This is a genomic window from Aliirhizobium sp. YIM B11859 (assembly GCF_057163345.1).
In genome coordinates this window covers 568,788-590,024 of the sequence record NZ_JBXHAY010000002.1, presented here as the reverse complement: position 1 = coordinate 590,024, position 21,237 = coordinate 568,788, and the positions used below count along the sequence as shown (strand labels likewise).

21 protein-coding genes are annotated in these 21,237 nt (G+C 58.4%); 20 read left to right on the top strand and 1 reads right to left on the bottom strand.

The window, feature by feature from the left end; translation table 11 throughout:
• The first annotated feature begins 9 nt into the window (after nucleotides 1-9).
• From AC2GXZ_RS09065 to AC2GXZ_RS09050, 4 genes are all read left to right on the top strand, one after another.
• Nucleotides 10-1,284 (top strand): chemotaxis protein, encoded by a 1,275-nt coding sequence (locus AC2GXZ_RS09065; RefSeq protein WP_483758826.1) that lies wholly within the window; start codon nucleotides 10-12, stop codon nucleotides 1,282-1,284.
• Nucleotides 1,281-2,798: a flagellar hook-length control protein FliK gene (gene fliK / locus AC2GXZ_RS09060; protein ID WP_483758825.1), complete on the top strand. Its 1,518-nt coding sequence runs from the start codon at nucleotides 1,281-1,283 to the stop codon at nucleotides 2,796-2,798. The genes AC2GXZ_RS09065 and fliK overlap by 4 nt, the downstream gene beginning before the upstream one ends.
• Nucleotides 2,731-3,327: a lytic transglycosylase domain-containing protein gene (locus AC2GXZ_RS09055; protein ID WP_483758824.1), complete on the top strand. Its 597-nt coding sequence runs from the start codon at nucleotides 2,731-2,733 to the stop codon at nucleotides 3,325-3,327. The genes fliK and AC2GXZ_RS09055 overlap by 68 nt, the downstream gene beginning before the upstream one ends.
• A gap of 266 nt (nucleotides 3,328-3,593) precedes the next feature.
• On the top strand, nucleotides 3,594-4,265 hold the full coding sequence (locus AC2GXZ_RS09050; protein WP_483758823.1) for a winged helix-turn-helix domain-containing protein: 672 nt from the start codon (nucleotides 3,594-3,596) through the stop codon (nucleotides 4,263-4,265).
• A gap of 123 nt (nucleotides 4,266-4,388) precedes the next feature.
• On the opposite strand, the gene AC2GXZ_RS09045 is transcribed toward AC2GXZ_RS09050, so the two are convergent.
• Entirely contained in the window at nucleotides 4,389-6,587 is a 2,199-nt protein-coding gene (locus tag AC2GXZ_RS09045; protein ID WP_483758822.1) for a DUF1217 domain-containing protein, read from the bottom strand.
• A 322-nt stretch (nucleotides 6,588-6,909) separates the two neighbouring features.
• Between AC2GXZ_RS09045 and flhA the strand changes: the two genes are divergently transcribed.
• From flhA to fliQ, 16 genes are all read left to right on the top strand, one after another.
• Nucleotides 6,910-9,000 (top strand): flagellar biosynthesis protein FlhA, encoded by a 2,091-nt coding sequence (gene flhA / locus AC2GXZ_RS09040; protein WP_483758821.1) that lies wholly within the window; start codon nucleotides 6,910-6,912, stop codon nucleotides 8,998-9,000.
• Nucleotides 8,997-9,749 (top strand): flagellar biosynthetic protein FliR, encoded by a 753-nt coding sequence (gene fliR, locus AC2GXZ_RS09035; protein WP_483758820.1) that lies wholly within the window; start codon nucleotides 8,997-8,999, stop codon nucleotides 9,747-9,749. Before flhA ends, fliR begins: the two co-directional genes overlap by 4 nt.
• A gap of 8 nt (nucleotides 9,750-9,757) precedes the next feature.
• Nucleotides 9,758-10,168 (top strand): hypothetical protein, encoded by a 411-nt coding sequence (locus AC2GXZ_RS09030; RefSeq protein WP_483758819.1) that lies wholly within the window; start codon nucleotides 9,758-9,760, stop codon nucleotides 10,166-10,168.
• Between the two features lie 43 nt (nucleotides 10,169-10,211).
• Complete coding sequence (locus AC2GXZ_RS09025; protein WP_483758818.1) at nucleotides 10,212-10,778, top strand: rod-binding protein; 567 nt, start codon at nucleotides 10,212-10,214, stop codon at nucleotides 10,776-10,778.
• A 31-nt stretch (nucleotides 10,779-10,809) separates the two neighbouring features.
• Nucleotides 10,810-11,178 (top strand): hypothetical protein, encoded by a 369-nt coding sequence (locus AC2GXZ_RS09020; RefSeq protein WP_483758817.1) that lies wholly within the window; start codon nucleotides 10,810-10,812, stop codon nucleotides 11,176-11,178.
• Entirely contained in the window at nucleotides 11,175-11,726 is a 552-nt protein-coding gene (locus AC2GXZ_RS09015; protein ID WP_483758816.1) for a hypothetical protein, read from the top strand. The genes AC2GXZ_RS09020 and AC2GXZ_RS09015 overlap by 4 nt, the downstream gene beginning before the upstream one ends.
• Before the next feature lie 111 nt (nucleotides 11,727-11,837).
• Nucleotides 11,838-13,043 (top strand): glycosyltransferase family 2 protein, encoded by a 1,206-nt coding sequence (locus tag AC2GXZ_RS09010; RefSeq protein WP_483758815.1) that lies wholly within the window; start codon nucleotides 11,838-11,840, stop codon nucleotides 13,041-13,043.
• 17 nt (nucleotides 13,044-13,060) lie between these two features.
• Entirely contained in the window at nucleotides 13,061-14,209 is a 1,149-nt protein-coding gene (glf, locus tag AC2GXZ_RS09005; protein ID WP_483758814.1) for a UDP-galactopyranose mutase, read from the top strand.
• Between the two features lie 589 nt (nucleotides 14,210-14,798).
• A complete protein-coding gene (locus AC2GXZ_RS09000) occupies nucleotides 14,799-15,470 on the top strand; it encodes a winged helix-turn-helix domain-containing protein (protein ID WP_483758813.1) in 672 nt (223 codons plus the stop codon).
• 220 nt (nucleotides 15,471-15,690) lie between these two features.
• Nucleotides 15,691-16,950, top strand: coding sequence for a flagellar hook protein FlgE (locus AC2GXZ_RS08995; protein WP_483758812.1), 1,260 nt, complete (start codon nucleotides 15,691-15,693; stop codon nucleotides 16,948-16,950).
• Nucleotides 16,951-16,968: 18 nt separating this feature from the next.
• Entirely contained in the window at nucleotides 16,969-18,420 is a 1,452-nt protein-coding gene (gene flgK, locus AC2GXZ_RS08990; RefSeq protein WP_483758811.1) for a flagellar hook-associated protein FlgK, read from the top strand.
• A gap of 2 nt (nucleotides 18,421-18,422) precedes the next feature.
• Nucleotides 18,423-19,442 carry a flagellar hook-associated family protein gene (locus AC2GXZ_RS08985; protein ID WP_483758810.1) on the top strand — a complete coding sequence of 340 codons (1,020 nt, stop codon included), beginning with the start codon at nucleotides 18,423-18,425 and terminating at the stop codon, nucleotides 19,440-19,442.
• 48 nt (nucleotides 19,443-19,490) lie between these two features.
• Nucleotides 19,491-19,838, top strand: coding sequence for a flagellar biosynthesis regulator FlaF (gene flaF, locus AC2GXZ_RS08980; protein WP_483758809.1), 348 nt, complete (start codon nucleotides 19,491-19,493; stop codon nucleotides 19,836-19,838).
• Complete coding sequence (flbT, locus tag AC2GXZ_RS08975) at nucleotides 19,835-20,281, top strand: flagellar biosynthesis repressor FlbT (RefSeq protein ID WP_483758808.1); 447 nt, start codon at nucleotides 19,835-19,837, stop codon at nucleotides 20,279-20,281. The genes flaF and flbT overlap by 4 nt, the downstream gene beginning before the upstream one ends.
• Nucleotides 20,275-20,712 (top strand): flagellar hook assembly protein FlgD, encoded by a 438-nt coding sequence (gene flgD, locus AC2GXZ_RS08970; protein WP_483758807.1) that lies wholly within the window; start codon nucleotides 20,275-20,277, stop codon nucleotides 20,710-20,712. Before flbT ends, flgD begins: the two co-directional genes overlap by 7 nt.
• 99 nt (nucleotides 20,713-20,811) lie before the next feature.
• Nucleotides 20,812-21,078: a flagellar biosynthesis protein FliQ gene (fliQ, locus tag AC2GXZ_RS08965; RefSeq protein ID WP_483758806.1), complete on the top strand. Its 267-nt coding sequence runs from the start codon at nucleotides 20,812-20,814 to the stop codon at nucleotides 21,076-21,078.
• Nucleotides 21,079-21,237: the final 159 nt, after the last annotated feature.

Sequence of the window (21,237 nt, the reverse complement as noted above, 5' to 3'; positions counted from 1 at the left end):
TAAGCGCTGATGTTCGCTCGTAGACCCTGGTTTGCCCGTTTCACCTTCCTTGCCGCCGCGCTGGCAGCATGGTCGACGGATGTGCGCGCCCAGGACCAGTCGCTCGACGCCTACAAGATCCTGCGGTCCCTGCAATTCGTCCAGGATTCCCTGGTGCTCGGCGATCATTCCGCCTCGGAGCTCCAGCGTTATCTTCTTGATTCGCTGGACCAGAGGCTGCGATCGGCCGAAAACGCCTCGCTTTCCGATACCCGCAACGCCGATGCTGTTTTCATTTACGTCATGAGCGGCGGCAACCCCGCCACACTCAATTTCCTGGCGGCGCGCGATACGCAGGGTTATCTCGATGCCCGGGTGGTCAACGTCCTGCAGAAATATCTCGACGGACGAGGCGCCCAGGTGTCGAATTCGATTGCCGCGCTCGCCGACGAATATCAGAGTTCGACGATCGGCCCCTATCTCAACCTCGTCGCAGGCAATGTCACCTATTCCACCAATCCCGGGCAGGCCCTGACCTTCTATGACCGCACGCGGCTGAATGCGCCTGGCACCATTCTGGAAGAGGCGGCACTGCGCCGTTCGATCGTCGCCAGCGTCGGCCTCAAGGATACCGAACGGGCTTTCGGTTATTCGGTACGCTATGCGCGGCGTTTCCTTCATTCGCCCTATGCCAGCCAGTTTGCCGATCTTTTCGTCGATCTTGCCGTAACCGGGCAGCCGGTCATCGGCCAGGACCGCGTTTCGGAAGTGGCGGCGCTGATGGACGCGGACCGCGCGCAGGAGCTTTATCTGCGCATATCCAGGCTGGCGACGCTCAAGGGGAAATATGAGCTGGCAAGCTTTGCGGCCGAACAGGCTAGCAAGTTGAACGATGTCCTTGGCGGCAAGGGAATGGCGGTGCTGCCGGGCCTCTACGAGCAGATCGCCAAGGTCTCGTCTTCCAATGTGTCCGACGTGATCGGCGGCTTGTCGTCGATTCCGCGGGAAGGATTGTCGGACCGCGACAGGGCGTTGCTCGACGCTGCAAAAAGAATAGGCGAGGAGATCGTCAAGCCCGTGGCGGCTCCCGTTGCCAGTGAAGACGTAAATTCCACGAACGAAGCGAATGCCCGCGACACAATGCCTGTGGCCAAAGCTGCCGCGCCTGCCCCTTCTGGCGCAAAAGCGCCTGCAGTGACGGCGGCAGCAGCGCAGGATGCTGTGGTCGATAATTTTGTCACGCAAGGCAGAAACAAGCTGGGCGAGATAGATACGCTCCTTGCGAAGGAGGATGGTGACCGATGATGAATGTAGTCAATAGTGCTGTTGCGTCGAAGGCCGATGCGGCGACGGCGGCCTCCTCGGCTTCCGGCAAGGGAACGCGCTCGACCGGGGACGATGGGTTTGCCAAGACGCTCAATTCCTACGGGGACGGGCAGGGAAAAAGCTCAAAGTCCGCAGGCGACGACGGCTCGACGGCATCGGCCCAGTCCGGGCAGGGAAAATCTGCAGCCGACACCACTGGCGCCAAGACAGGCGATAGTGCCAACCAATCGGCTGCCGCGACCGCAAATGCCTTGTCGCAGACGGTCCCTGTTCAGGACGGGCAGGCCTTGGATCAGGCGCTTCTTGATGCGGCGGTGGAATTGCCCGCAGACGACGCTCAATTGCCTCAGCAGCCTGTCACGGCCGATGCCGCGGATGCGGATCTCAGCGCCGCGACCGATCTGCTTGCCGACCTGCAGGCGGCAATCCCCGTTCCGGCCAAGGCCCAGGGTACGCAGGTGCGCAATACGACGACGGACCAGCCGAGGACGGATCAGGCCGATGCCGATGCGACGGATGCCGGTACCGGCACCGGTGATGCCGTGGCTGAGGATGCGCTGGCAATTCTTCAGGCCACGTCGGAAGTGCCGGTTGCCCAGCCAACGCAGTCAGACGCAGTCGTCGATCCGCAGCAGGCCGTTCAGTCGCAGGTCGACAGTGTCGGGACGAAGGTCGATACGGACGTTCTCGCCTCGCGTGCAAGTGCCACGGGCCAGGCAATTGCTTCCGACAGTTCTTCGGCAACCACCACTCCCGCGACGACATCCGATAGCAATCGCACGGCCAAGGCGACCGCCTCTGCAGCGGATTCCGTTGCGGCCGTCCACGACGCGCTCGATCATGATGACGACCTCTCCTCCGATATCGAGATGCCGTCCGTGACCGTCAGTGAAAGCCGGCGTTTTGTCGGCCTGGCACCGAGCTCGAATGCCCTGTCGCTCGCCACCGCCTTCGGTAAGGACCCCGATTGGTCGGCAGCCATGGACCCCAGCGCCAAACTGTCCAACGAGGCGCTTTACGCCAGCACCGGCAAGGTGGTGAATACGCTCAAGATCGAACTCAATCCGAACGGTCTCGGGCATGTGACGGCCACCATGCGCATGGTCGGCGAAGAGCTGAACATCCACCTGTCGGTAGAGAGCAGCAAGGCTTACAAGCAGCTCCTCACGGACAGTTCCTCGATGTTGGACAGCCTGAAGGCGCAGGGCTATAGCGTTGACCAGATCACCGTCAGCATTGCCAGCAGCAGCTCGACATCGTCCGACAAGGGCGATGACCAGTCTGCCAACGGAAGGCAGTCTTCCGATATGGGGCAGGCACAGCAGCAACAGCAGCAGCAGAGCGGCCGCCAGGGGGGCAATTTCGGCCGCAGCATGACTGACACGCCGGAAATCACCGTGCGCGGCAGCTCTTCCGGAGGTAGTGATGACAGCTTGGCTCAGGGTACCGCTGGCGGCCGCACTGATAGTCGCCCCGACCACGTTTATCTCTGAGCAGGGTAAGGCGGCGATCAGCCCGAGCCTCGCATGTGAACGGCAGATACAGAACGCTGCGGCACAATATGGCATCCCGGAGGGAATTCTCTATTCCGTCGGCCTCACGGAAACGGGGCGCAAGGGATCGCTCAGCCCCTATGCCCTGAACGTCGAGGGAAAGGCTTATTTCCCCGGCTCGTTGCAGGAAGCCTTCGCTCAGGTCGCGACGGCGAGAGGGCAGGGGGCAAAACTGATCGACATCGGGTGCATGCAGATCAACCTCATGTATCACGGCGAGCGGTTCTCCTCGCTGCAGGACATGTTCGACCCGGCGAAGAACGTCGCTTATGCGGCGCGCTTCCTGCGAGAACTCTATGATCGTCACGAAACCTGGACGATGGCGGTCGCCCGTTACCATGCCGGCCCCAACAACGATCCCGCACAGCAGCGTTACGTCTGTCGGGTCATCGCAAACCTGGTCGCGTCGGGCTACGGACAGTGGACCAGCGGCGCATCCACCTTCTGCGCCGGCGGCAACTGGAAGTAGAGTTTCGTCCGGATTTCTTCCACCGTTCCGAGTATGGCGACAATGAGGCGTGTCAAATGGAGTCTTCAGGATCGCTCGGCGATGCGGCAGATTCCCCCAGGAGATTTGTGCCATCTTCGTTTGTACCCACTAGATATGGGGCAAATCGGATAGGCATGGTTAATCAATTATTAATTAGTCCCCGCAACTTTCCATAGTTGTCGCTGACTCACGCGATTCGTACTCATGGCATCAGCAAATGAACGGGCTGATTCGGAGATGGGTGAATGATCGTCGTGGTTGATGAGCGAGAGCTCGTAACGGAAGGTTACACATCCCTGTTCGGCCGCGAGGGCATTCCCTCGGCAGGCTTCGATCCCGTCGAGTTCGGCGAATGGGTCAATTCCGCAGCCGATGCCGATATCCGCGCCATCGAGGCCTTCCTCATCGGCCAGACCAGGAATGCAAGCGATCTGCCGAAAGCGATCCGCGACCGTTCGCAGGCTCCCGTCATCGCCGTCTCCGACCAGCCGTCGCTCGACGCGACGCTTGCCCTCTTCGATGCCGGCGTCGACGATGTCGTCAGGAAGCCTGTCCATCCCCGCGAGATCCTGGCAAGAGCCGCCGCCATCCGCCGTCGTCTCTCGGCAATTTCCAATCACACCGATATCGGTTCCATCCGCGTCTATTCCGACGGCCGTGATCCCGAGATTGCCGGTGAAGTTTTCCCACTGCCGCGCCGCGAGCGTCGCATTCTCGAATATCTGGTCGCCAACCGCGGACGCCGGGTTTCCAAGGCGCAGATCTTTTCGGCCATCTACGGCATTTTCGACGAGGACGTCGAGGAAAACGTCGTCGAGAGCCATATCAGCAAGCTGCGCAAGAAACTCCGCAAGAAGCTCGGAACCGATCCGATCGATTCAAAGCGCTTCCTCGGTTACTGCATCGACTGGGGTTGACCGCGACGACCTTGAGGCCTGCATCCGCAAGGTCGTGACCAAACAAAAACACCGCCCGATCGCATCGGGCGGTGTTTTCGTTTGCGAAGGCCAAAGCCTGCGTGTTTGTGTGTCTTATCCCATTCAGCCGGCGGAGAGCTGTGCCACCGCGAGCAACGTGTCTGCACTGATCGAGGTCGATCCCCCTTGAAGGATGCTGAGCGCGGGGGAATTCGCGGTGCCATTCTCGGTGTCGTAAAGAGCCGTGAAGCGCTGGATGATCTTTTCGACATAATCGGGATCGGTCAGCTGGTCGAGATCGATAAAGTTCTTGACGGTCGAGGCCTGTTTTTCCAGATCCTGGCTGGAGAAATAGTCCGACAGGCTGTAGGCGCTGGTAAAGAACTGCAGCAGTGCCGTATCGCCGAGAATATCGTAGGCGCTGGTGATCGTCGGAGCCTGGCGCTGGAAATACAGTGCCAGTCGGACGCCCTCGTTGGAATCGCCCTGTTCCTCTTCCATCGTCTGCCGGTAATAGTTGTTGACCGTATTGTAGACGTCGCCTCTCTGCTGGACCGTGCCCAGCGTCTCGGTCGTGATATTACCTTCGATATCGAAGTTGAACGACGAGACGATCTTGGCGAACGCGGTGTTCGATTGCTGGTTGACGTAGCTGTCCTTGTCGTCGAGATCCGAGGCGAACATTTGCTTCAGCTCGTCGGTCGTGACGCTGTCCGGATCGATATCCTGGCTTTCGAGAACGAATTTCACCAGCCGGTCGTCGGACAGAAACTGGTCCGCGCTGGTAATCGTTTCCATCTGCTTCTTGAAATAATCGATCTCTTCATTCGCCGCGTCCTCGGCATCCGTATAGTCCGAGCCCTTCAGGAAGCGCGTCTTCTGGCTGAGATAGTCGTCTGCGTAATCGTCGGTGACGTTTTCCGACTGCGCAAGCAGCGGAACGTCCACATCGCCTTCGCTATCGAAATTGAAAGCCTTGACCAGGTTGACGTAACGTTCATCGCCGAGCTGATTGACGTAGCTGTCCTTGTCGTCGAGATCGCTGGACAGGATCTTGCGCAGCCCCGAGGTCGAAACTTCATCCGGATCGATGCCGTAGGCCCGTAGCGCAACATCCCAGATCTCGGTCACATCGTCGTTGTTCTCGTCTTCGTCATCCGCATTGGAGGTGAGGAAGTCGTCGAGATTGGTGACGGTTGCGATGCGGGTCTCGAAGTTCGAAACGGCGGTGTCCATCGCGTCCGTCTGGTTTGCCAGGAAGGCCGTCTTGTATTTCGAGGCGAGGCTGGAGATCTGTGTGGCCGTCTGCGCCGTATCGCCGTCGGCGAGAGTATTGTCGCTCTGGAAATTGAAATAGTCGAGCAGTTCGGTGTTGCCGATCGTCTCCGCAAAGGTCTGGCTATACATCATACTGGCGACGCTCGATGCCATCAACGTGTCACGCAGGCCAAAGGCCGTCTTGACATAATCGAGCATGCGATCGTCGGATGTGATCTCGGTCGCAGTGCTTGCATCTGCGACATGCTTCTCCCAGTATTCCTGGTTGGCGTCGAGCAGAAGGTCGGAAGGATAGGTCGACTTGTTGTAGATATAGTCGAGCCGCAGGTCTTCCGTCTGGTCCGCAGTCTGCGCGCTTTCTCCGTCAGGCACCGTGCCGTCGCTGCTGAAATTGAAGGCTGCCGCCAATTGCCGCCAGGCATCGCTGCTCGCCGTATTGGCCACGCTGTCGGGATCGTCGAGATCGCTGGTCAGGACCTGCTTCAGATAGGTCTTGGACGTGTAGGTGGAATCGAGGCCGAAGGAATCGAGTACGTAGCTTCTCAGCCGGTCATTGCCGATGATGTCGTTGACGTCGTCGACCTTGCCGATCTGGTTGGCGAAATAGGATACCTCGGTCTTGATATCCGTCTCTTCCTGCTCGAACGAATCCTGGTAGGCCGTCGTCAGGGCGTCGGTCTGGGCAGATGTCTGCGCCGTCGCGGTATCGCCGGAAAAATTGTAGGCCGACGCGAATTCCTTGTAGCGGGTATCGGTCAGCGAGTTGGCGAAGCTGGAATCGTCGCTGAGATCGCTCTCAAGGATCTTCTTCATGAAGGCCTTGGCGTAGGTCATGTCCTCCAGGCCATAGGACTTCATCGCGTAGGAAAACAGCCGGTAGTCGCCGACGAAGTCGTCGACGCTGGTCACCTTGTCGATGTTTTCCTTGTAGTAGGCGGTGTTACTCGCCACGTCACCTTCACTTGCGACACGCGACAACGAAGACTTCATGTCCCTGTTGACGATCAGGTAGCTGGTATACGTGGAAAGGGTAGTCGACGTCATGCGATGGAGGCCTCTTGCTTGCTACAGCGGCCGATATCATGGCCTAGCCTTGCGCTTCCATCGCGCATGAGTCCGCACGGCCTGTATGCCACGCGTCCTGATTTTCAGGTGACCATAGATGAAAAACGACCTTTTGTCATCCCCATTGCCAACCTATTCGGGCATTCGGGTTTGCTCCGGTCACTCTCACGCAAGCTTCGTTTCCTAGATTTCAACCAAACCGGCCGGCTCTCGGATGTTGCGATGGTCGCCGGTGTCTAAGGAAGTTGTAAGCGAAAGCGCCTCAGGCGGTTTCCGCATCTCATGACGAGACGGAGCAGAAATGGCCACCCCTCCAAGTATCCTGCCGCTGCCGAAGGTTGCCGCGCGAGGCCGTGACGTCGGATTTGCCATCGGCATAGTCACGATCCTGTGCATTCTCTTCCTGCCGATACCGGCCTTCATGATTGATATCGGCCTGGCGTTTTCCATCGCCTTGTCCGTGCTGATCCTAATGGTCGCGTTGTGGATTCAGCGTCCGTTGGACTTCTCGTCCTTTCCGACCATCCTGCTGATCGCCACGATGATCCGCCTGTCGCTCAATATCGCCACGACGCGTGTCATCCTGTCTCACGGTCATGAGGGGCATAATGCGGCCGGTGGCGTGATCGCCGGTTTCTCCAGCCTCGTGATGTCCGGCGATTTCGTCATCGGTCTGATCGTCTTCCTGATCCTGATCGTCGTCAACTTCATCGTCATCACCAAGGGCGCCACGCGTATCGCGGAAGTCGGCGCCCGCTTCACCCTCGACGCCATCCCCGGCAAGCAGATGTCGATCGACGCGGATCTTTCATCCGGCACGATCGACGAGAAGGAAGCCCAGCGCCGCCGGCGCGAACTCGAAGAAGAGAGCTCCTTCTACGGCGCGATGGATGGTGCCTCCAAGTTTGTTCGCGGTGATGCGGTGGCCGGTCTTTTGATCACCTCCATCAACGTTTTCGGCGGCATCATCATCGGTTATTTCCGCCACGGCATGGATATCGGCGAAGCGGCCGACGTGTTCGTCAAGCTCTCCGTCGGTGACGGTATCGTTTCGCAGATCCCGGCGCTGATCGTCTCGCTCGCCGCCGGCCTGATCGTCACGCGTGGCGGCGCCCAGGGTTCCACCGACACGGCCGTTATCGGCCAGCTCAGCGGCTACCCGAAGGCGATGTCGGTTGCTGCGGGACTGATGTTCCTTCTGGCCTTGATGCCGGGACTGCCATTCCTGCCGTTCACCGTCCTTGGTGGTCTTCTGGCCGCAGGTGCCTGGGTCGTCCCGCGTCAGGTCGAAGCGCAGAACAAGGCTCTGCGTGAAGAGGAAGAAAAGAAGGCCGTCCACAAGCAGGAGGTCGAGCGCGATACCGTCAAGAACGTCCTCAGGACGACGGAAATCGAATTGGCGCTCGGCAAGCTGGTTTCGCCGCGCCTGCTCGGTGCCCATCAGGAACTGGCCTTCCGCGTCAGCAAGATGCGCAAGAAATTTGCCGTCCAGTATGGTTTTGTCGTACCCGAGATCAAGGTCACCGACGATATCGCCATTCCCGAGAAGTCCTACCAGATCCGCATCCATGGCACGACGGTGGCGGCAAGCACGCTGCGCGTCGGGGAAGTGCTGGTCATCACCGGCAAAAGGCACAAGCCGTCGGTTCCGGGCGACGAGGTTCGCGAACCCGCATTCGGCATGCCGGCGGTTTCCGTTCTCGAACATTTCGTCGACGACCTGAAGCGCGAAGGCTTCCACCCGATCGACAATATTTCGGCACTCCTGACGCATGTCAGCGAGGTGATCCGCAACAATCTGCCGTCGCTGCTGTCGTTCAAGGATGTCAAGATCCTCATCGACCGGCTGGACCCCGAATACAAGAAGCTTGCCGACGAGATCTGCTCGTCGCACATGTCCTATTCCGGCCTGCAGGCCATCCTGAAGCTGCTGCTCGCCGAACGTGTTTCGATCCGCAACCTGCACCTGATCCTCGAAGCCGTGGCCGAGCTTGCCCCGCATCTCAAGAAGGCGGAGCAGATCGTCGAGCACGTGCGCGTTCGCATGGCACAGCAGATCTGCGGTGATCTTTCCGACAACGGCGTCCTGCGTGTCGTGCGCATCGGCACCAAATGGGACCTGATCTTCCAGCAGGCGCTGAAGCGTGATGCCAAGGGCGAAGTCATCGAGTTCGACATCGATCCGCGCCACCTTGAAGAGTTCAGCAACGAGGCAAGCAAGGTTATCCGTGAATTCATGGACGAGGGCCTGCCTTTTGTACTTGTGACCCTGCCCGAAACGCGCTCCTATGTCCGCATGATCACCGAGCGGCTGTTTTCGACGCTGCCGGTACTTTCTCACGTCGAGTTGGCGAAAGGCACGGAAATCAAGATACTCGGTTCGATTTCATGATCCCCGACCCGCAAGGCGCCATTATGGCGCTTTTCCTGGCATTCTGCCGCATCGGCGGATGCCTGATGGTGATGCCCGGGTTCGCATCGGCAAGATTGCCGATGCAGATAAGGCTCTTTATAGCGCTGGCGTTATCGCTGGCGCTTTTGCCTATGTTCTGGGATGTCCTTTATCCGCCGGCCTCGGCAGCACCGGAAGTCTATCTGACGACGATCTTCTCGGAAACGATAACCGGCGTGATCTTCGGCCTTGTCGCGCGCATATATGTCCTCGGCATGCAGTTTGCCGGCTCGGTGATCGGCATGGCGATCGCCTTCAATTCGAGCCCGTCGGGCGACATATTCGAAGAAACGTCGGACAATCAGCTCACCAGCCTGCTCGCAACCGGCGCGCTGCTCATTCTCTTCATCCTCGATTTCCATCACTACATGATCAAGGCGGTGGCGGAGTCCTACGTCACCATTCCGGTCGGTACCCTGATCGGTGCCCAGAGATCGTTGATCAGCCTGACCGATACGCTGTCTGCATCCTTCAAGATCATGCTGCGTCTGGCGAGCCCCTTCATTCTCTACGGCCTGCTGTTCAACGTCGTGGTCGGCCTGGTGAACAAGCTTGCGCCGCAGATACCCCTCTATTTCATTTCGACCCCTTATGCTCTCGCAGGCGGTATCCTGCTCCTCTATTTCGCCATAGCCGCGATGCTCGGCCAGTTCGCCGACGGCTTCTTCGTCATCTTCAACAACATCTAGGATCGACGATGGCGGACCTTGAAAGATCGAAGAAGCTCAAGCGGCTGGTAAGGGTCCAGCGGCACATGGAAAAGATCATCGAGAACGATCTTGCGATGGTTGTCCGCCAGCGTGAGGAAGTGGCCGCAGCGATGGACATGACGGCGAATGTCATGACGTCGCTCGATCCCATTCATCGCGGATTGTCGCGTCACTATCTTGGTCGGTTTTCGCGTCTCGCATCGGAGGAAAAGCAGCTGACTGCCGCGCGCAAGGCGCAGGAGGCGCGGCTCGCAAAAGAGCGCAGCAAGGGCGACAAACTGGACGAGCGGCGCAAGGAAGCCGTGGAGCAGGAACAGCGGGCGCGCGAGGACGACGCGGTCTATAACCTGCTGGAGATGATGATCACCTTGAAGGACGCCAGCTTCCAGCAAGGTTAGGATGCCAACATCGACTTCGATTTTCAGCAAATAGGAAAACGAAGTGGCTATATCTCCTCCCAGCGATCTCGTGCTCGATGTCGTCAAGGCCGCCGATCCCGGCAGCATGCTGGCAGCACGTGAAAAGCTGCGTTCTGCAAGCGCGGAGAAAGAGGCTGCGGTACTGACGGCCAGCAACGCGGGCTTCGCATCGATGATCGGCACGGGCTCAAGCGACGCGACGAAGGCCGGTCTTGGCAATGCTCATCCCGTCAATGGCACCGAAAAAGTTCCTGAAGTCTACCGCAAGTTCGAAGCCAGCATCCTGTCGACCTTCTTTAAGGACATGATGCCGAAGGACAGCGAGGCGGTCTACGGCAAGGGCTCGGCCGGCGATTTCTGGAAAGGCATGATGGCCGAACAGATGGCCGATTCCGTCTCCAAACACGGTGGCATCGGCATCGCCCAGCAGGTCTTCCAGCAGGCACTGAACAAGCAGCGTGTCGAAGCGCCGAATCTCGAAACCGATCAGAAAGACCGCAACATGGCGCTCAACATGATCACCGACTTCGAGCGCCGGACGCTGATATCGCCGGACGCTGCGGGCAAAACCGATAGCGATGCGGCCTGAATAAAACAACAATTCGAGGGAGAAGGTCTCTATGGAAGTTCTGAATAGCGAATACCGCATCAAGGCGGTTCTTGGTCGGCTTGATGTGATCATCGAGAACGAAAACCAGCGGATTGGCACGGATGCGGATTTCGACTTCAAGCTGTCGAACGCCCATAAGAGCCGTTGCCTCTATGAACTGACCATGCTGTTTCGCAACAGCGATCGAAACGAGATCACCGCTGCGCATGTGGAACAGTTGCACGCGCTGAAGGCCAAGCTGAAGCTCAACGAGCGCCGTGTCGAAGCGCATATGCGTGCTGTCCGTGCCGTTGCCGAACTGCTGAAGAACGCCGTCCGCAGCGCCGATGACGATGGCACCTATTCGCAGGAACAGTTCATGGTCCGGACCGATAGATGATCAAGATTGTCCTGATCGGCGCCTGGGTCTGCATCATCTCGCTCGGTGGCGTTTATGCGGCCGTCACCCTGGCGGGTGGCGGCGCAGACAGCGCGGCCGCCAAGCAGGAGATCCCGCCGGCCTACGTTGCCGGTGAGGTCCTCAGCATCCCCGTCCTGTCCGACGGGGCGGTGACCGGTTATTTCCTCACCAAGGTCTCGGTGATGATCGATCAGGAGAAGGCGGCAAAGACGCATATCCCGATGGGCCCCTATATCACCGACGAACTTTACACCCTGCTGGTCGGCGACAAGATGATCGACCTGCCGAAAGCGGGGCATATCGATGTCGAGGGACTTCGAGCCAAGATCAAGACCGACCTCAACGCCAAGGCCAAGGACGAGCTCGTCACGTCGGTGATCTTTGAGCAGCTCGATTATCTGTCCAAGACCGATCTGAACGGCAGGCCGAGCCAGCGAACGGCGACCAAGAAGATCATCCCGCCGGAAGCTGCACCTGCCGGTGCCGGCGCCAGCTCCGGGAAAGGCGCTCCGGCTCAGTCGCATTGATGCGGTCGCTGTTCTGGCTGCGCCGGCGGCCAGGACCTTGCAGAAGCCGGCACCTTAAGCATCGGCAGACTGCCTGCGGTGTTCAACAACAACTCTCAAGCGGTTCCAGCCATGTCCGATACCGAACTCCTGCTGTCCATCTGCGTGCCGACCTACAATCGCCAGTTCCTTCTCCAGCGGAATGTCTCGTTCCACCTGAAGTCGTTTCGCGAACTCGGGATTTCCTTCGAGATCGTCGTCGTTGATGATTGCTCCACTGATGGCACCGCAGACTATATGAAGTCTCTGGCGCATGAGCCCGAGATCTCGGCATTTCGCCGGGCCAGCAATTCCGGCTTCGTCAGCAATTACGCTTTTGCCATGCGCAGGGCCAAGGGGCGCTACGCGGTCTTTCTCGGTGACGACGATCTGCTGATCCCGGAAAAGGTGGTCGAATATCTGCGCGTAATGGAAGCCGACCCGGACCTGGGCATGATCCAGGCTCCCTGGCTGCTGGTCGATGCCCGTCCCGGCCGTGGCGATATCGGACCGTTCTATCGGATGCCCGGCCCGACGCGTTTTGCCAAGGGAGATTTCCGCGGCCTCCTCGAATTTATCTTTTCCTACCACATTTTTCCCGAATTCCTCATCGTCCGCCGGGATGTCCTGGAAAAGTCGATATCGAGCGGCACGCCCTTCATCTTCTGGGCCTATCTCTACACCACCCGCGCGCTGGACAAGGCCGGCGTGATGTTCATGCCCGAGCCCTTTGCACGGGTGACGGCGGTGTCCGACGATCCGCGCATGCAGCAGGGCAACAACGAATGCATGTTCCAGTGGGATACCTATCGCGGCGGGCTTGAATATCTCGCCTCGCAGCGATGGAAAGACCAGCAGCCGACGGCTTTCGACTATCAGGAAATTACCCAGAAGATCATGGAATTCATGTACAAGCGCCAGTCGGTGGCACTGCGCTTGCACATCCAGACGAAGAACTGGGTCGAGGCGTACATTCTCTACCACAGAATGGCTGCCTATCGGCAGATCACCCTGCCGGGCACGTCCGTTGACATGTTGCGCCAGCTGGCTGGTGTCGCGATGGCCGCATCCGAAGCTGCCAATTTCAGCGCCCTGCCGGCCATTGTCGATCCGGCCGTGACGGCCGAACTCATCAATCTTCTGCCGGCAAAGGTACAGGAAAGGCTGACGAGAACTGTTCCTGCCGCCCAGGAGGCAGGCGGTCGGGCCTGGCTCAAGCTCGATCCCGGATTTGGCGAGCCGATGCGGCCACAGGATGCCGCCTTCGATGTTCGCAGCTATATCGAGCAGTTCATCTGATGGGTGGAAGCTCGGTCATGTCGAAATCGGTGCTGATCGTCGGAGCCGGGCTGTCCGGTGCCGTCATTGGCCGCGAGCTCGCGGAGGCCGGCCACGCGGTGAAGATCATCGACCGCCGCTCCCATATCGCCGGCAATTGCCACACCGAGCGCGACGAAGCGACCGGCGTGATGGTGCATGTCTACGGGCCGCACATCTTCCACACCAATGATGAGGAAGTCTGGGCCTACGTCAATCGGCACATGCCTTTCATGCCCTATGTCAACAGGGTGAAGACGACGAGCCGCGACAGGGTCTACTCGCTGCCGGTGAACCTTCACACGATCAATCAGTTTTTCGGCAAGACGCTGCGTCCGGACGAGGCCAGGGACTTCATTGTGTCCCTCTCCGACCCGTCGATCGGCGAGCCGGTCACCTTTGAAGACCAGGCGCTGAAATTCGTCGGGCGTGATCTCTATGAGGCTTTCTTCGAGGGGTATACGCGCAAGCAATGGGGCTGTTCGCCTGCCGACCTGCCGGCCAGCATTCTGAAGCGCCTGCCTGTGCGGTTCAACTACGACGACAACTATTTCGCCCACAAGTTCCAGGGCATGCCGGAGAACGGCTATACCGAAATGGTCGCCAGCATCCTCTCGCATGACAATATCGAGGTGGAGCTTGAGCGGGATTTCTCCCGTGCCGATGCCGAAAACTTCGCCCATGTCTTCTATTCCGGCCCGCTCGACGGCTATTTCGACTATGAACTCGGCCGTCTGGGATATCGCACGCTGGATTTCGAGCCATTCCGTCACGATGGCGATTATCAGGGCTGTGCGGTGATGAATTACGGGGATGCGGATGTGCCGCATACACGCATTACCGAGCACAAACATTTCTCGCCCTGGGAAAGCCATCAGAAGAGTATCTGCTACCGCGAGTTCTCCCGCGCCTGCGGTCCTGACGACACACCCTATTATCCGATACGATTGAGTGGCGAACAGGCGCTGCTTTCGCAATATGTTGCACTCGCCCGGCGTGAAAAGGCCGTCACTTTCGTCGGTCGCCTCGGGACCTACCGTTACCTCGACATGGACGTGACGATCCGCGAGGCACTGGATACCGCGCGGACCTGCCTTGCGAATATCACCGCCGGATCGGCCATGCCGGTATTCAGCGCCGAGCCCTGATTTCGATCGGCAGCCGGTTCGACCTCCCGCATGGAGCCGATGCAGATCTTCAGCACTTCTCTTGCGAGGGTCGCGCATATGATTGTCGCCAGGTTTTAGCAGCGCACAGTGCTGCCTTTCGGCCGGTAATAAACTCTACCCGGTGTTCCGTGTTGTCGTCGTGGCAAACGCCGGGTGCGCCGGATGGCCGACCCACTAGAGCAGAGAAATCCCTACATCACACCAGCCTGCGTCAAGTTTGAAACTTGATTGTAAGCAAGCGATTCGTCTTGGAGGGAGCGAAAAGCGGTTCGCGGAAGACGCGATATGCAACCCTAAGGGGTAATCCATTGCTTGTTGGCAATGCTGTTTCGAATTTGACGACAATGAGGCGTGTCAAATGGAGTCTTCGGGATCGCTCGGCGATGCGGCAGATTCCCCCAGGAGATTTGTGCCATCTTCGTTTGTACCCACTAGATATGGGGCAAATCGGATAGGCATGGTTAATCAATTATTAATTAGTCCCCGCAACTTTCCATAGTTGTCGCTGACTCACCCGATTCGTACTCATGGCATCAGCAAATGAACGGGCTGATTCGGAGATGGGTGAATGATCGTCGTGGTTGATGAGCGAGAGCTCGTAACGGAAGGTTACACATCCCTGTTCGGCCGCGAGGGCATTCCCTCGGCAGGCTTCGATCCCGTCGAGTTCGGCGAATGGGTCAATTCCGCAGCCGATGCCGATATCCGCGCCATCGAGGCCTTCCTCATCGGTCAGACCAGGAATGCAAGCGATCTGCCGAAAGCGATCCGCGATCGCTCGCAGGCTCCCGTCATCGCCGTCTCCGACCAGCCCTCGCTCGACGCGACGCTTGCCCTCTTCGATGCCGGCGTCGACGATGTCGTCAGGAAGCCTGTCCATCCCCGCGAGATCCTGGCAAGAGCCGCCGCCATCCGCCGTCGTCTCTCGGCCATTTCCAATCACACCGATATCGGTTCGATCCGCGTCTATTCCGACGGCCGTGATCCCGAGATTGCCGGTGAAGTTTTCCCACTGCCGCGCCGCGAGCGTCGCATTCTTGAATATCTGGTCGCCAACCGCGGACGCCGGGTTTCCAAGGCGCAGATCTTTTCGGCCATCTACGGCATTTTCGACGAGGACGTCGAGGAAAACGTCGTCGAGAGCCATATCAGCAAGCTGCGCAAGAAACTCCGCAAGAAGCTCGGAACCGATCCGATCGATTCAAAGCGCTTCCTCGGTTACTGCATCGACTGGAATTGAGATTGATGGGGGCGGGTTTACCTGCCCCCGTTTTTGCAAGGTCTACGGGGCGCTCGGCGCCCGTTGGTTTTAGTAGTTTCGAGTGTTGGTTTTTCCGCCCGCAGCTGGCGGCCATCGGGCCTTCGAAAAGAGTTCTCTTAATTTCCGGCCCACATTTTCAGACAGCTTCACGCAAGCACCGCTCCCTAAGATGGAGCAACTATCACAGCGAGGATTCGAAATGAGCCTTTTTGGAACCATGAAGACCGCCGTATCCGGTATGAATGCCCAGGCAAACCGCCTGGGGACGGTCGGTGACAACATCGCGAACTCGAGCACGACCGGTTACAAAGGCGCGTCGACCTCGTTCTCGTCGTTGGTTCTGCCTTCCACCAATGGCAGCTACAATTCCGGCGGCGTCGAGACCAATGTTTCCTATTCCATCTCCGAACAGGGTGCGCTCGAATATACGACGTCCGGTTCCGACCTTGCGATCCAGGGCAATGGTTTCTTCATCGTTCAGGATACTGCCGGAAATATTTTCCTGACGCGCGACGGTTCGTTCACGGCCGACGAGAATGGCTATCTGGTCAACGACTCGGGTTACACGTTGATGGGTTACTCGGCCGATGGCGGCACGCCGACCACCGTCGTCAACTCCTATGACGGCCTCGTGCCGGTAAAGGCCAACGATGCCAGCATCACGGCAGTTGCAACGACCGCCGGCTCGCTGACCGGTAACCTCAACCAGGCGGCCGATGTCGTGGACGTCGGAAGCTACGCCAGCGACAACAATGCCACCGTCGATATGGACAGCGTCCTGAAGACGTCGGTCACCACCTATGACGAATATGGCGCGTCCGTTACCTACGATTTCTACTACACAAAGACGGCGGATAACACCTGGGAAGTTTCGGTCTACAATGCGGCCGATGCAAGCACATCGGGCAGCGGCAGCTTCCCCTATTCCAGCGCGGCGATCACGACGTCGGAATTGGCGTTCGACTCGACCGGCCTGCAGACAGTCGGCGGTTCCACTGATCTGTCGATCGACGTCAATGGTATATCCTTCGATCTTTCCGGCATGAGCCAGCTCGCCACCAGTTCCGCGATCACCGACGGCAGCGCCAATGGCAGCGCCGCCGAGGCGATGACCGGCATCGAGATCGATTCCGATGGCACCGTTTACGCAACCTACGCCAAGAGCGATCCGAAGGCTCTGTATCAGATCGCCATCGCAACCGTTGCAAGCCCGGACAACCTCACCGTCCTGTCGGGCAATGTCTACAAGCCGAGCGCCGACTCCGGTGTTGTCACCATCGGCTTTGCGGGCATGACCGGCTTCGGCGAGATCATCTCCGGTGCGCTGGAAACATCCAACGTCGATCTGGCCAGCGAGCTGACCGAAATGATCCAGGCGCAGCGCAGCTACACGGCAAACTCCAAGGTTTTCCAGACCGGTTCTGACCTGATGGATGTCCTGATCAATCTCGTCCGGTAAGGTGTAGGAGTCCGCTGAATGTCACTCGCGTCCGCAATCAACACGACGAAGTCGATCCTGAGCAACACGTCTACACAGACGTCGGTGTTGTCGACCAACACGTCCAATACCAATACTGAGGATTACAATCGCCGGACTGCGATCACGACGACCAATGCCTATACCGGCGCGACCACGGTCAAGACCGAGCGTACCGAGGATGCGGCTCTGCTGAAGCAGACACTGTCGGCGATCACCGATGATGCGGGCCAGCAGAAGCTTCTTTCGGGCCTGGAATCTCTCGACGCGGCGATGGGAGGCGACGAATACACCTCGACGCCTTCGCAGTATCTTTCGGCATTCGTCGAAGCGATGGACACCTATGCCTCGTCTCCTTCTGACCTGACCCTTGCGTCGGCGGCCGTTGCCGCCGGCAGCGATGTCGCAACGTCGCTCAACCAGCAGACTGCCGCCGTGCAGGGGCTGCGCACCGAGGCCGACGGCGAAATCGCCAATACCGTCGACAAGCTCAATCAGCTTCTCAAGGATTTCGAAAAGGCCAATAATGCCGTCAAGCAGGCGACTGCTGCCGGCACGGATGCCAACAACGCGCTCGATACGCGCGAAGGCCTGGTCAAGCAGATCTCTGAGATCGTCGGCGTGAACACCTCGACCCGCGACAACAACGACATGGTGCTCTACACCAGCGACGGGATCACCCTGTTCGAGACGACGCCGCGTGCGGTGACTTTCGAGTCGATGCCGGCCTATGACGCGACGACCACAGGCAATGCGATCTATATCGATGGTGTCGCCCTGGCCGCCGGCAAAGGCAGCAGCACCAGTGCCAACGGTTCGCTGCAGGCGCTTCTGCAGCTTCGCGACGAAGTTTATCCCGGTTATCAGGATCAGCTCGACGAGATTGCACGCGCCACCATCAATATCTTCGCTGAAGAAGACAGTGCCGGCGATCCGGTCACCGGTCTCTTCACCACCACGACGGCAGTGGCTGGCCTGACCCTTGATCCCGATGACGCCACGGTCATTTCGGGTCTTGCCGGTCTGATCACCGTCAATTCGAACGCGCAGGACGATCCGACCACGCTTCGGGATGGCAATGTGTCCGGCGTCAGCCAGAATACCGAAGGCGCCAGCGGCTTTTCGGATCTTCTTTACGATTATCTCGCAGGCTTCGAGCAAACCGTTTCCTTCGATGGCGATGCCGGCACCTCGACGAGCGCCACACTGCTCGACTATGCGAACGACTCGGTCGGCTGGGTTCAGGAATACCGAAGCAACGCGAGTTCCGCAGCGGAGGATACATCGGCGATGCAATCGCGGGCGAAGGAAGCCTATTCCAACTCGACCGGCGTCAATCTCGATGAAGAGCTCATTCTTCTCCTGGATGTCGAACAGTCGTACAAGGCGGCCACCAAGCTGCTGACGACGATTGGCGAAATGCTCGACTCATTGATGGAGGCGGCTAGCTAGTCATGAAAACCACATCTATCTCATCTCTTGCCATAAGCCAGTCGATGCAGTCGACGGTCTCCAACGCCATGACCGAGGTGACCAAGCTGCAGGATGAGGCCGTGACGGGCACCTATGCGGATGTCGGGTTGGAACTCGGCACGCGGACCTCGACCAGCCTCGACTATTCGCGCGAAAGCAGCCGGCTTCAGTCGGTCATCGATGCGAATTCCTTTGCGGAAACCCGAATGGATGCGTCCCAGCTGGCGCTGACCAACATTTCCACTGCAGGGCAGTCGCTGCTTGATAGTTTGACGGCACTCAGCGGCAACTCGGATGTCAACAGCCTCCAGGTCGCTTCCGACACCGCCATGTCGGTTCTGGAAAACTTTACCGGCTACGCCAACACTGCTGCGAACGGCGAGTATCTCTTCTCGGGCATTTCGACTGATGTGCAGACGTTCGACGACGATTTCATCTCCAATGTGACGACCGACTTCAATGATGCCTTCACGGCATTCCGGGGTGCGACACCGGTCGGCGAGGTGACCGCCGACCAGATGACCCAGTTTTTGTCCGATTATGAAGCATCTTTCGATTTGTCGGACTATAGTGGTGCGTCTGACACAGTCATGTCGACACGCATAAGCTCTTCGGAAACCGTAGCGACATCAACCAGCGCCAATTCCGACGGTTTCGAGAAACTTGTGCTCTCGTCCGTGATATCGTCGCAGCTGACGAATGCCGGGCTCGGAAGTGGAGCCTTGTCCGTAGTGAGCCAGAAGGCGACGGAATATGCCGGCACCGCGATCTCGGGTGTCACCGCTCAGCAGTCGGCCCTTGGCTTGTCCCAGGAGCGGATCGACAAAGCGAACACGTATATGAGCAACCAGATCACGATCATCGATACGCAGCTGACGGACCTTGTCGGTGTCAACACGGAGGAGGTCTCGGTACGGCTGTCGACATTGTTGAACCAGGTCGAGACTTCCTACTCCATCACATCGCGAATACTGGGCATGAGCCTGGCGGACTATCTCTAGTCATCGGCATGAACCGACGATGGGCGCTCTACCATGAAGGGTAATTGAATGTTTCAGTTTTCATACGCGGAGGTCATGGAGGATGACCTCACTGTCGCCCGCGAAAGAGAACGTCAGATCCTGACACGATCGATCGAACTTTTGGAGGCGGCAACGCAGAGCGCCAAGTACGACAAGGCTTCGATCGAAGCGATTTACTACACCAGACGGGTGTGGATGCGCTTCATCGAAGATCTCAGAAGCTCCGACAACCAGCTCAGTACGGAAGTCAGGGCCAACCTTATATCTATCGCCATATGGATACTGAAGGAATTGGAGAATATTCGTCGCCGAATCTCCACCAATTACCAGGGTATCATAGACATAACCATCATCATCCGGGATGGATTGAAATGAAAAGTACGCTACGCCTCTCGCTGAAATCCGGGGAAAAGATCTTCGTCAACGGTGCCGTCCTTCGGGTGGATCGGAAGGTCTCGATCGAATTCCTTAACGACGTGACGTTCCTGCTGGAAAACCATGTGCTTCAGCCGGAGCAGACGACGACGCCGCTTCGGCAGCTCTATTTCATCGCCCAGATGATGCTGATCAATCCCGAGGGCAAGGAGCATTCAATGGTGCTCTTCCGCAAGTCGATCACCATGCTGATGGCGTGCTTCCAGAATGAGGAAGTCCGTGCCGAGCTGAAGCGCGTCGATACGCTCGTGTCTTCGGGGCGTCCTTTCGATGCCCTCAAGGCGATCCGCGCCCTCTACCCGATAGAAGAATCCATTCTGAACAAGAACGAGATCACGCCCGCAGCCGTTATGGAACTGCGAAAGGAAATTGCCCTATGGTGACGATTACTTCTGCGACCTCGACGACGGCAACGACGTCCAGCTCGACATCTGCCTCGTCCAGTGCTTCGGCCTCGGCTTCGCTCGATTACGACAACTTTCTCCAATTGCTGATCGCCCAGATGCAGAACCAGGATCCGACCGATCCCATGGACGCATCCGAGCAGATCTCGCAGCTGGCGACTTTCTCCCAGGTTGAACAGACGATCCAGACGAATACCAATCTGGAAAGCCTGATCAGCCAGTCCAACCTGTCGAACGCTTCGTCTTATATCGGCAAGACGATCACCAGCGCGGATGGCAAGACGAGTGGCGTCATCGCCTCCGTCGAAGTCACCTCCGATGGCCTCACCGCGACGACCGTCGCTGGCAAGGAAATCGCGATCGGCGAGGGAATTACGATTTCTGCGACGACGACTGAAACTTCCTCTTAAAGGAAGCGAGCGAATCCCCTAAAGACGGTACTGTGACGGTCTGTCGGCGCGAAGGCGCGAGATATATTATTGGCCGGTACCTATGAAGGGTAAGATGCGATGAACGAGGCAGATGCGCTCGACATCATGCGTAACGCCGTGTGGACGATCCTGGTGGCTGCAGGACCGGCCGTTCTCGCGGCGATGATCGTCGGCGTGACCATCGCCCTGATCCAGGCGCTGACGCAGGTCCAGGAAATGACGTTGACCTTCGTCCCCAAGATCGTCGCAGTCATGGTGGCCATCGGGCTTTCGGCGTCCTTTATCGGTGGCCAGATCACATTGTTCGCAGACCTTGTTTTCTCCCGCATTCAAAGCGGCTTCTGACATCCGTCCCGCCTCCGCCGCGACATGATATCCGGCGTGAACAAAATCACTTTTCAAAATATGATTGAATGACGGATTTTGCCGAGGCTGTCGCTCTGCGTTCAGCCTCGCACAAGGCGGCTTTCCTACATCCTCCGGTAACAATCGGCATGAACCACC

What these genes read in the sequence shown, in the direction of transcription:
- AC2GXZ_RS09020 (WP_483758817.1), top strand. Translation starts at nt 10,810, where the DNA reads ATGGAAGTTCTGAATAGCGAATACCGCATCAAGGCGGTTCTTGGTCGG.
- AC2GXZ_RS09045 (WP_483758822.1), bottom strand. Translation starts at nt 6,587, where the DNA reads ATGACGTCGACTACCCTTTCCACGTATACCAGCTACCTGATCGTCAAC.
- flbT (WP_483758808.1), top strand. Translation starts at nt 19,835, where the DNA reads ATGAAAAGTACGCTACGCCTCTCGCTGAAATCCGGGGAAAAGATCTTC.
- AC2GXZ_RS09030 (WP_483758819.1), top strand. Translation starts at nt 9,758, where the DNA reads ATGGCGGACCTTGAAAGATCGAAGAAGCTCAAGCGGCTGGTAAGGGTC.
- fliK (WP_483758825.1), top strand. Translation starts at nt 1,281, where the DNA reads ATGATGAATGTAGTCAATAGTGCTGTTGCGTCGAAGGCCGATGCGGCG.
- AC2GXZ_RS09010 (WP_483758815.1), top strand. Translation starts at nt 11,838, where the DNA reads ATGTCCGATACCGAACTCCTGCTGTCCATCTGCGTGCCGACCTACAAT.
- fliQ (WP_483758806.1), top strand. Translation starts at nt 20,812, where the DNA reads ATGAACGAGGCAGATGCGCTCGACATCATGCGTAACGCCGTGTGGACG.
- flaF (WP_483758809.1), top strand. Translation starts at nt 19,491, where the DNA reads ATGTTTCAGTTTTCATACGCGGAGGTCATGGAGGATGACCTCACTGTC.
- flgD (WP_483758807.1), top strand. Translation starts at nt 20,275, where the DNA reads ATGGTGACGATTACTTCTGCGACCTCGACGACGGCAACGACGTCCAGC.
- fliR (WP_483758820.1), top strand. Translation starts at nt 8,997, where the DNA reads ATGATCCCCGACCCGCAAGGCGCCATTATGGCGCTTTTCCTGGCATTC.
- AC2GXZ_RS09050 (WP_483758823.1), top strand. Translation starts at nt 3,594, where the DNA reads ATGATCGTCGTGGTTGATGAGCGAGAGCTCGTAACGGAAGGTTACACA.
- flhA (WP_483758821.1), top strand. Translation starts at nt 6,910, where the DNA reads ATGGCCACCCCTCCAAGTATCCTGCCGCTGCCGAAGGTTGCCGCGCGA.
- AC2GXZ_RS08985 (WP_483758810.1), top strand. Translation starts at nt 18,423, where the DNA reads ATGAAAACCACATCTATCTCATCTCTTGCCATAAGCCAGTCGATGCAG.
- flgK (WP_483758811.1), top strand. Translation starts at nt 16,969, where the DNA reads ATGTCACTCGCGTCCGCAATCAACACGACGAAGTCGATCCTGAGCAAC.
- AC2GXZ_RS09065 (WP_483758826.1), top strand. Translation starts at nt 10, where the DNA reads ATGTTCGCTCGTAGACCCTGGTTTGCCCGTTTCACCTTCCTTGCCGCC.
- AC2GXZ_RS09000 (WP_483758813.1), top strand. Translation starts at nt 14,799, where the DNA reads ATGATCGTCGTGGTTGATGAGCGAGAGCTCGTAACGGAAGGTTACACA.
- AC2GXZ_RS09055 (WP_483758824.1), top strand. Translation starts at nt 2,731, where the DNA reads ATGACAGCTTGGCTCAGGGTACCGCTGGCGGCCGCACTGATAGTCGCC.
- AC2GXZ_RS08995 (WP_483758812.1), top strand. Translation starts at nt 15,691, where the DNA reads ATGAGCCTTTTTGGAACCATGAAGACCGCCGTATCCGGTATGAATGCC.
- glf (WP_483758814.1), top strand. Translation starts at nt 13,061, where the DNA reads ATGTCGAAATCGGTGCTGATCGTCGGAGCCGGGCTGTCCGGTGCCGTC.
- AC2GXZ_RS09015 (WP_483758816.1), top strand. Translation starts at nt 11,175, where the DNA reads ATGATCAAGATTGTCCTGATCGGCGCCTGGGTCTGCATCATCTCGCTC.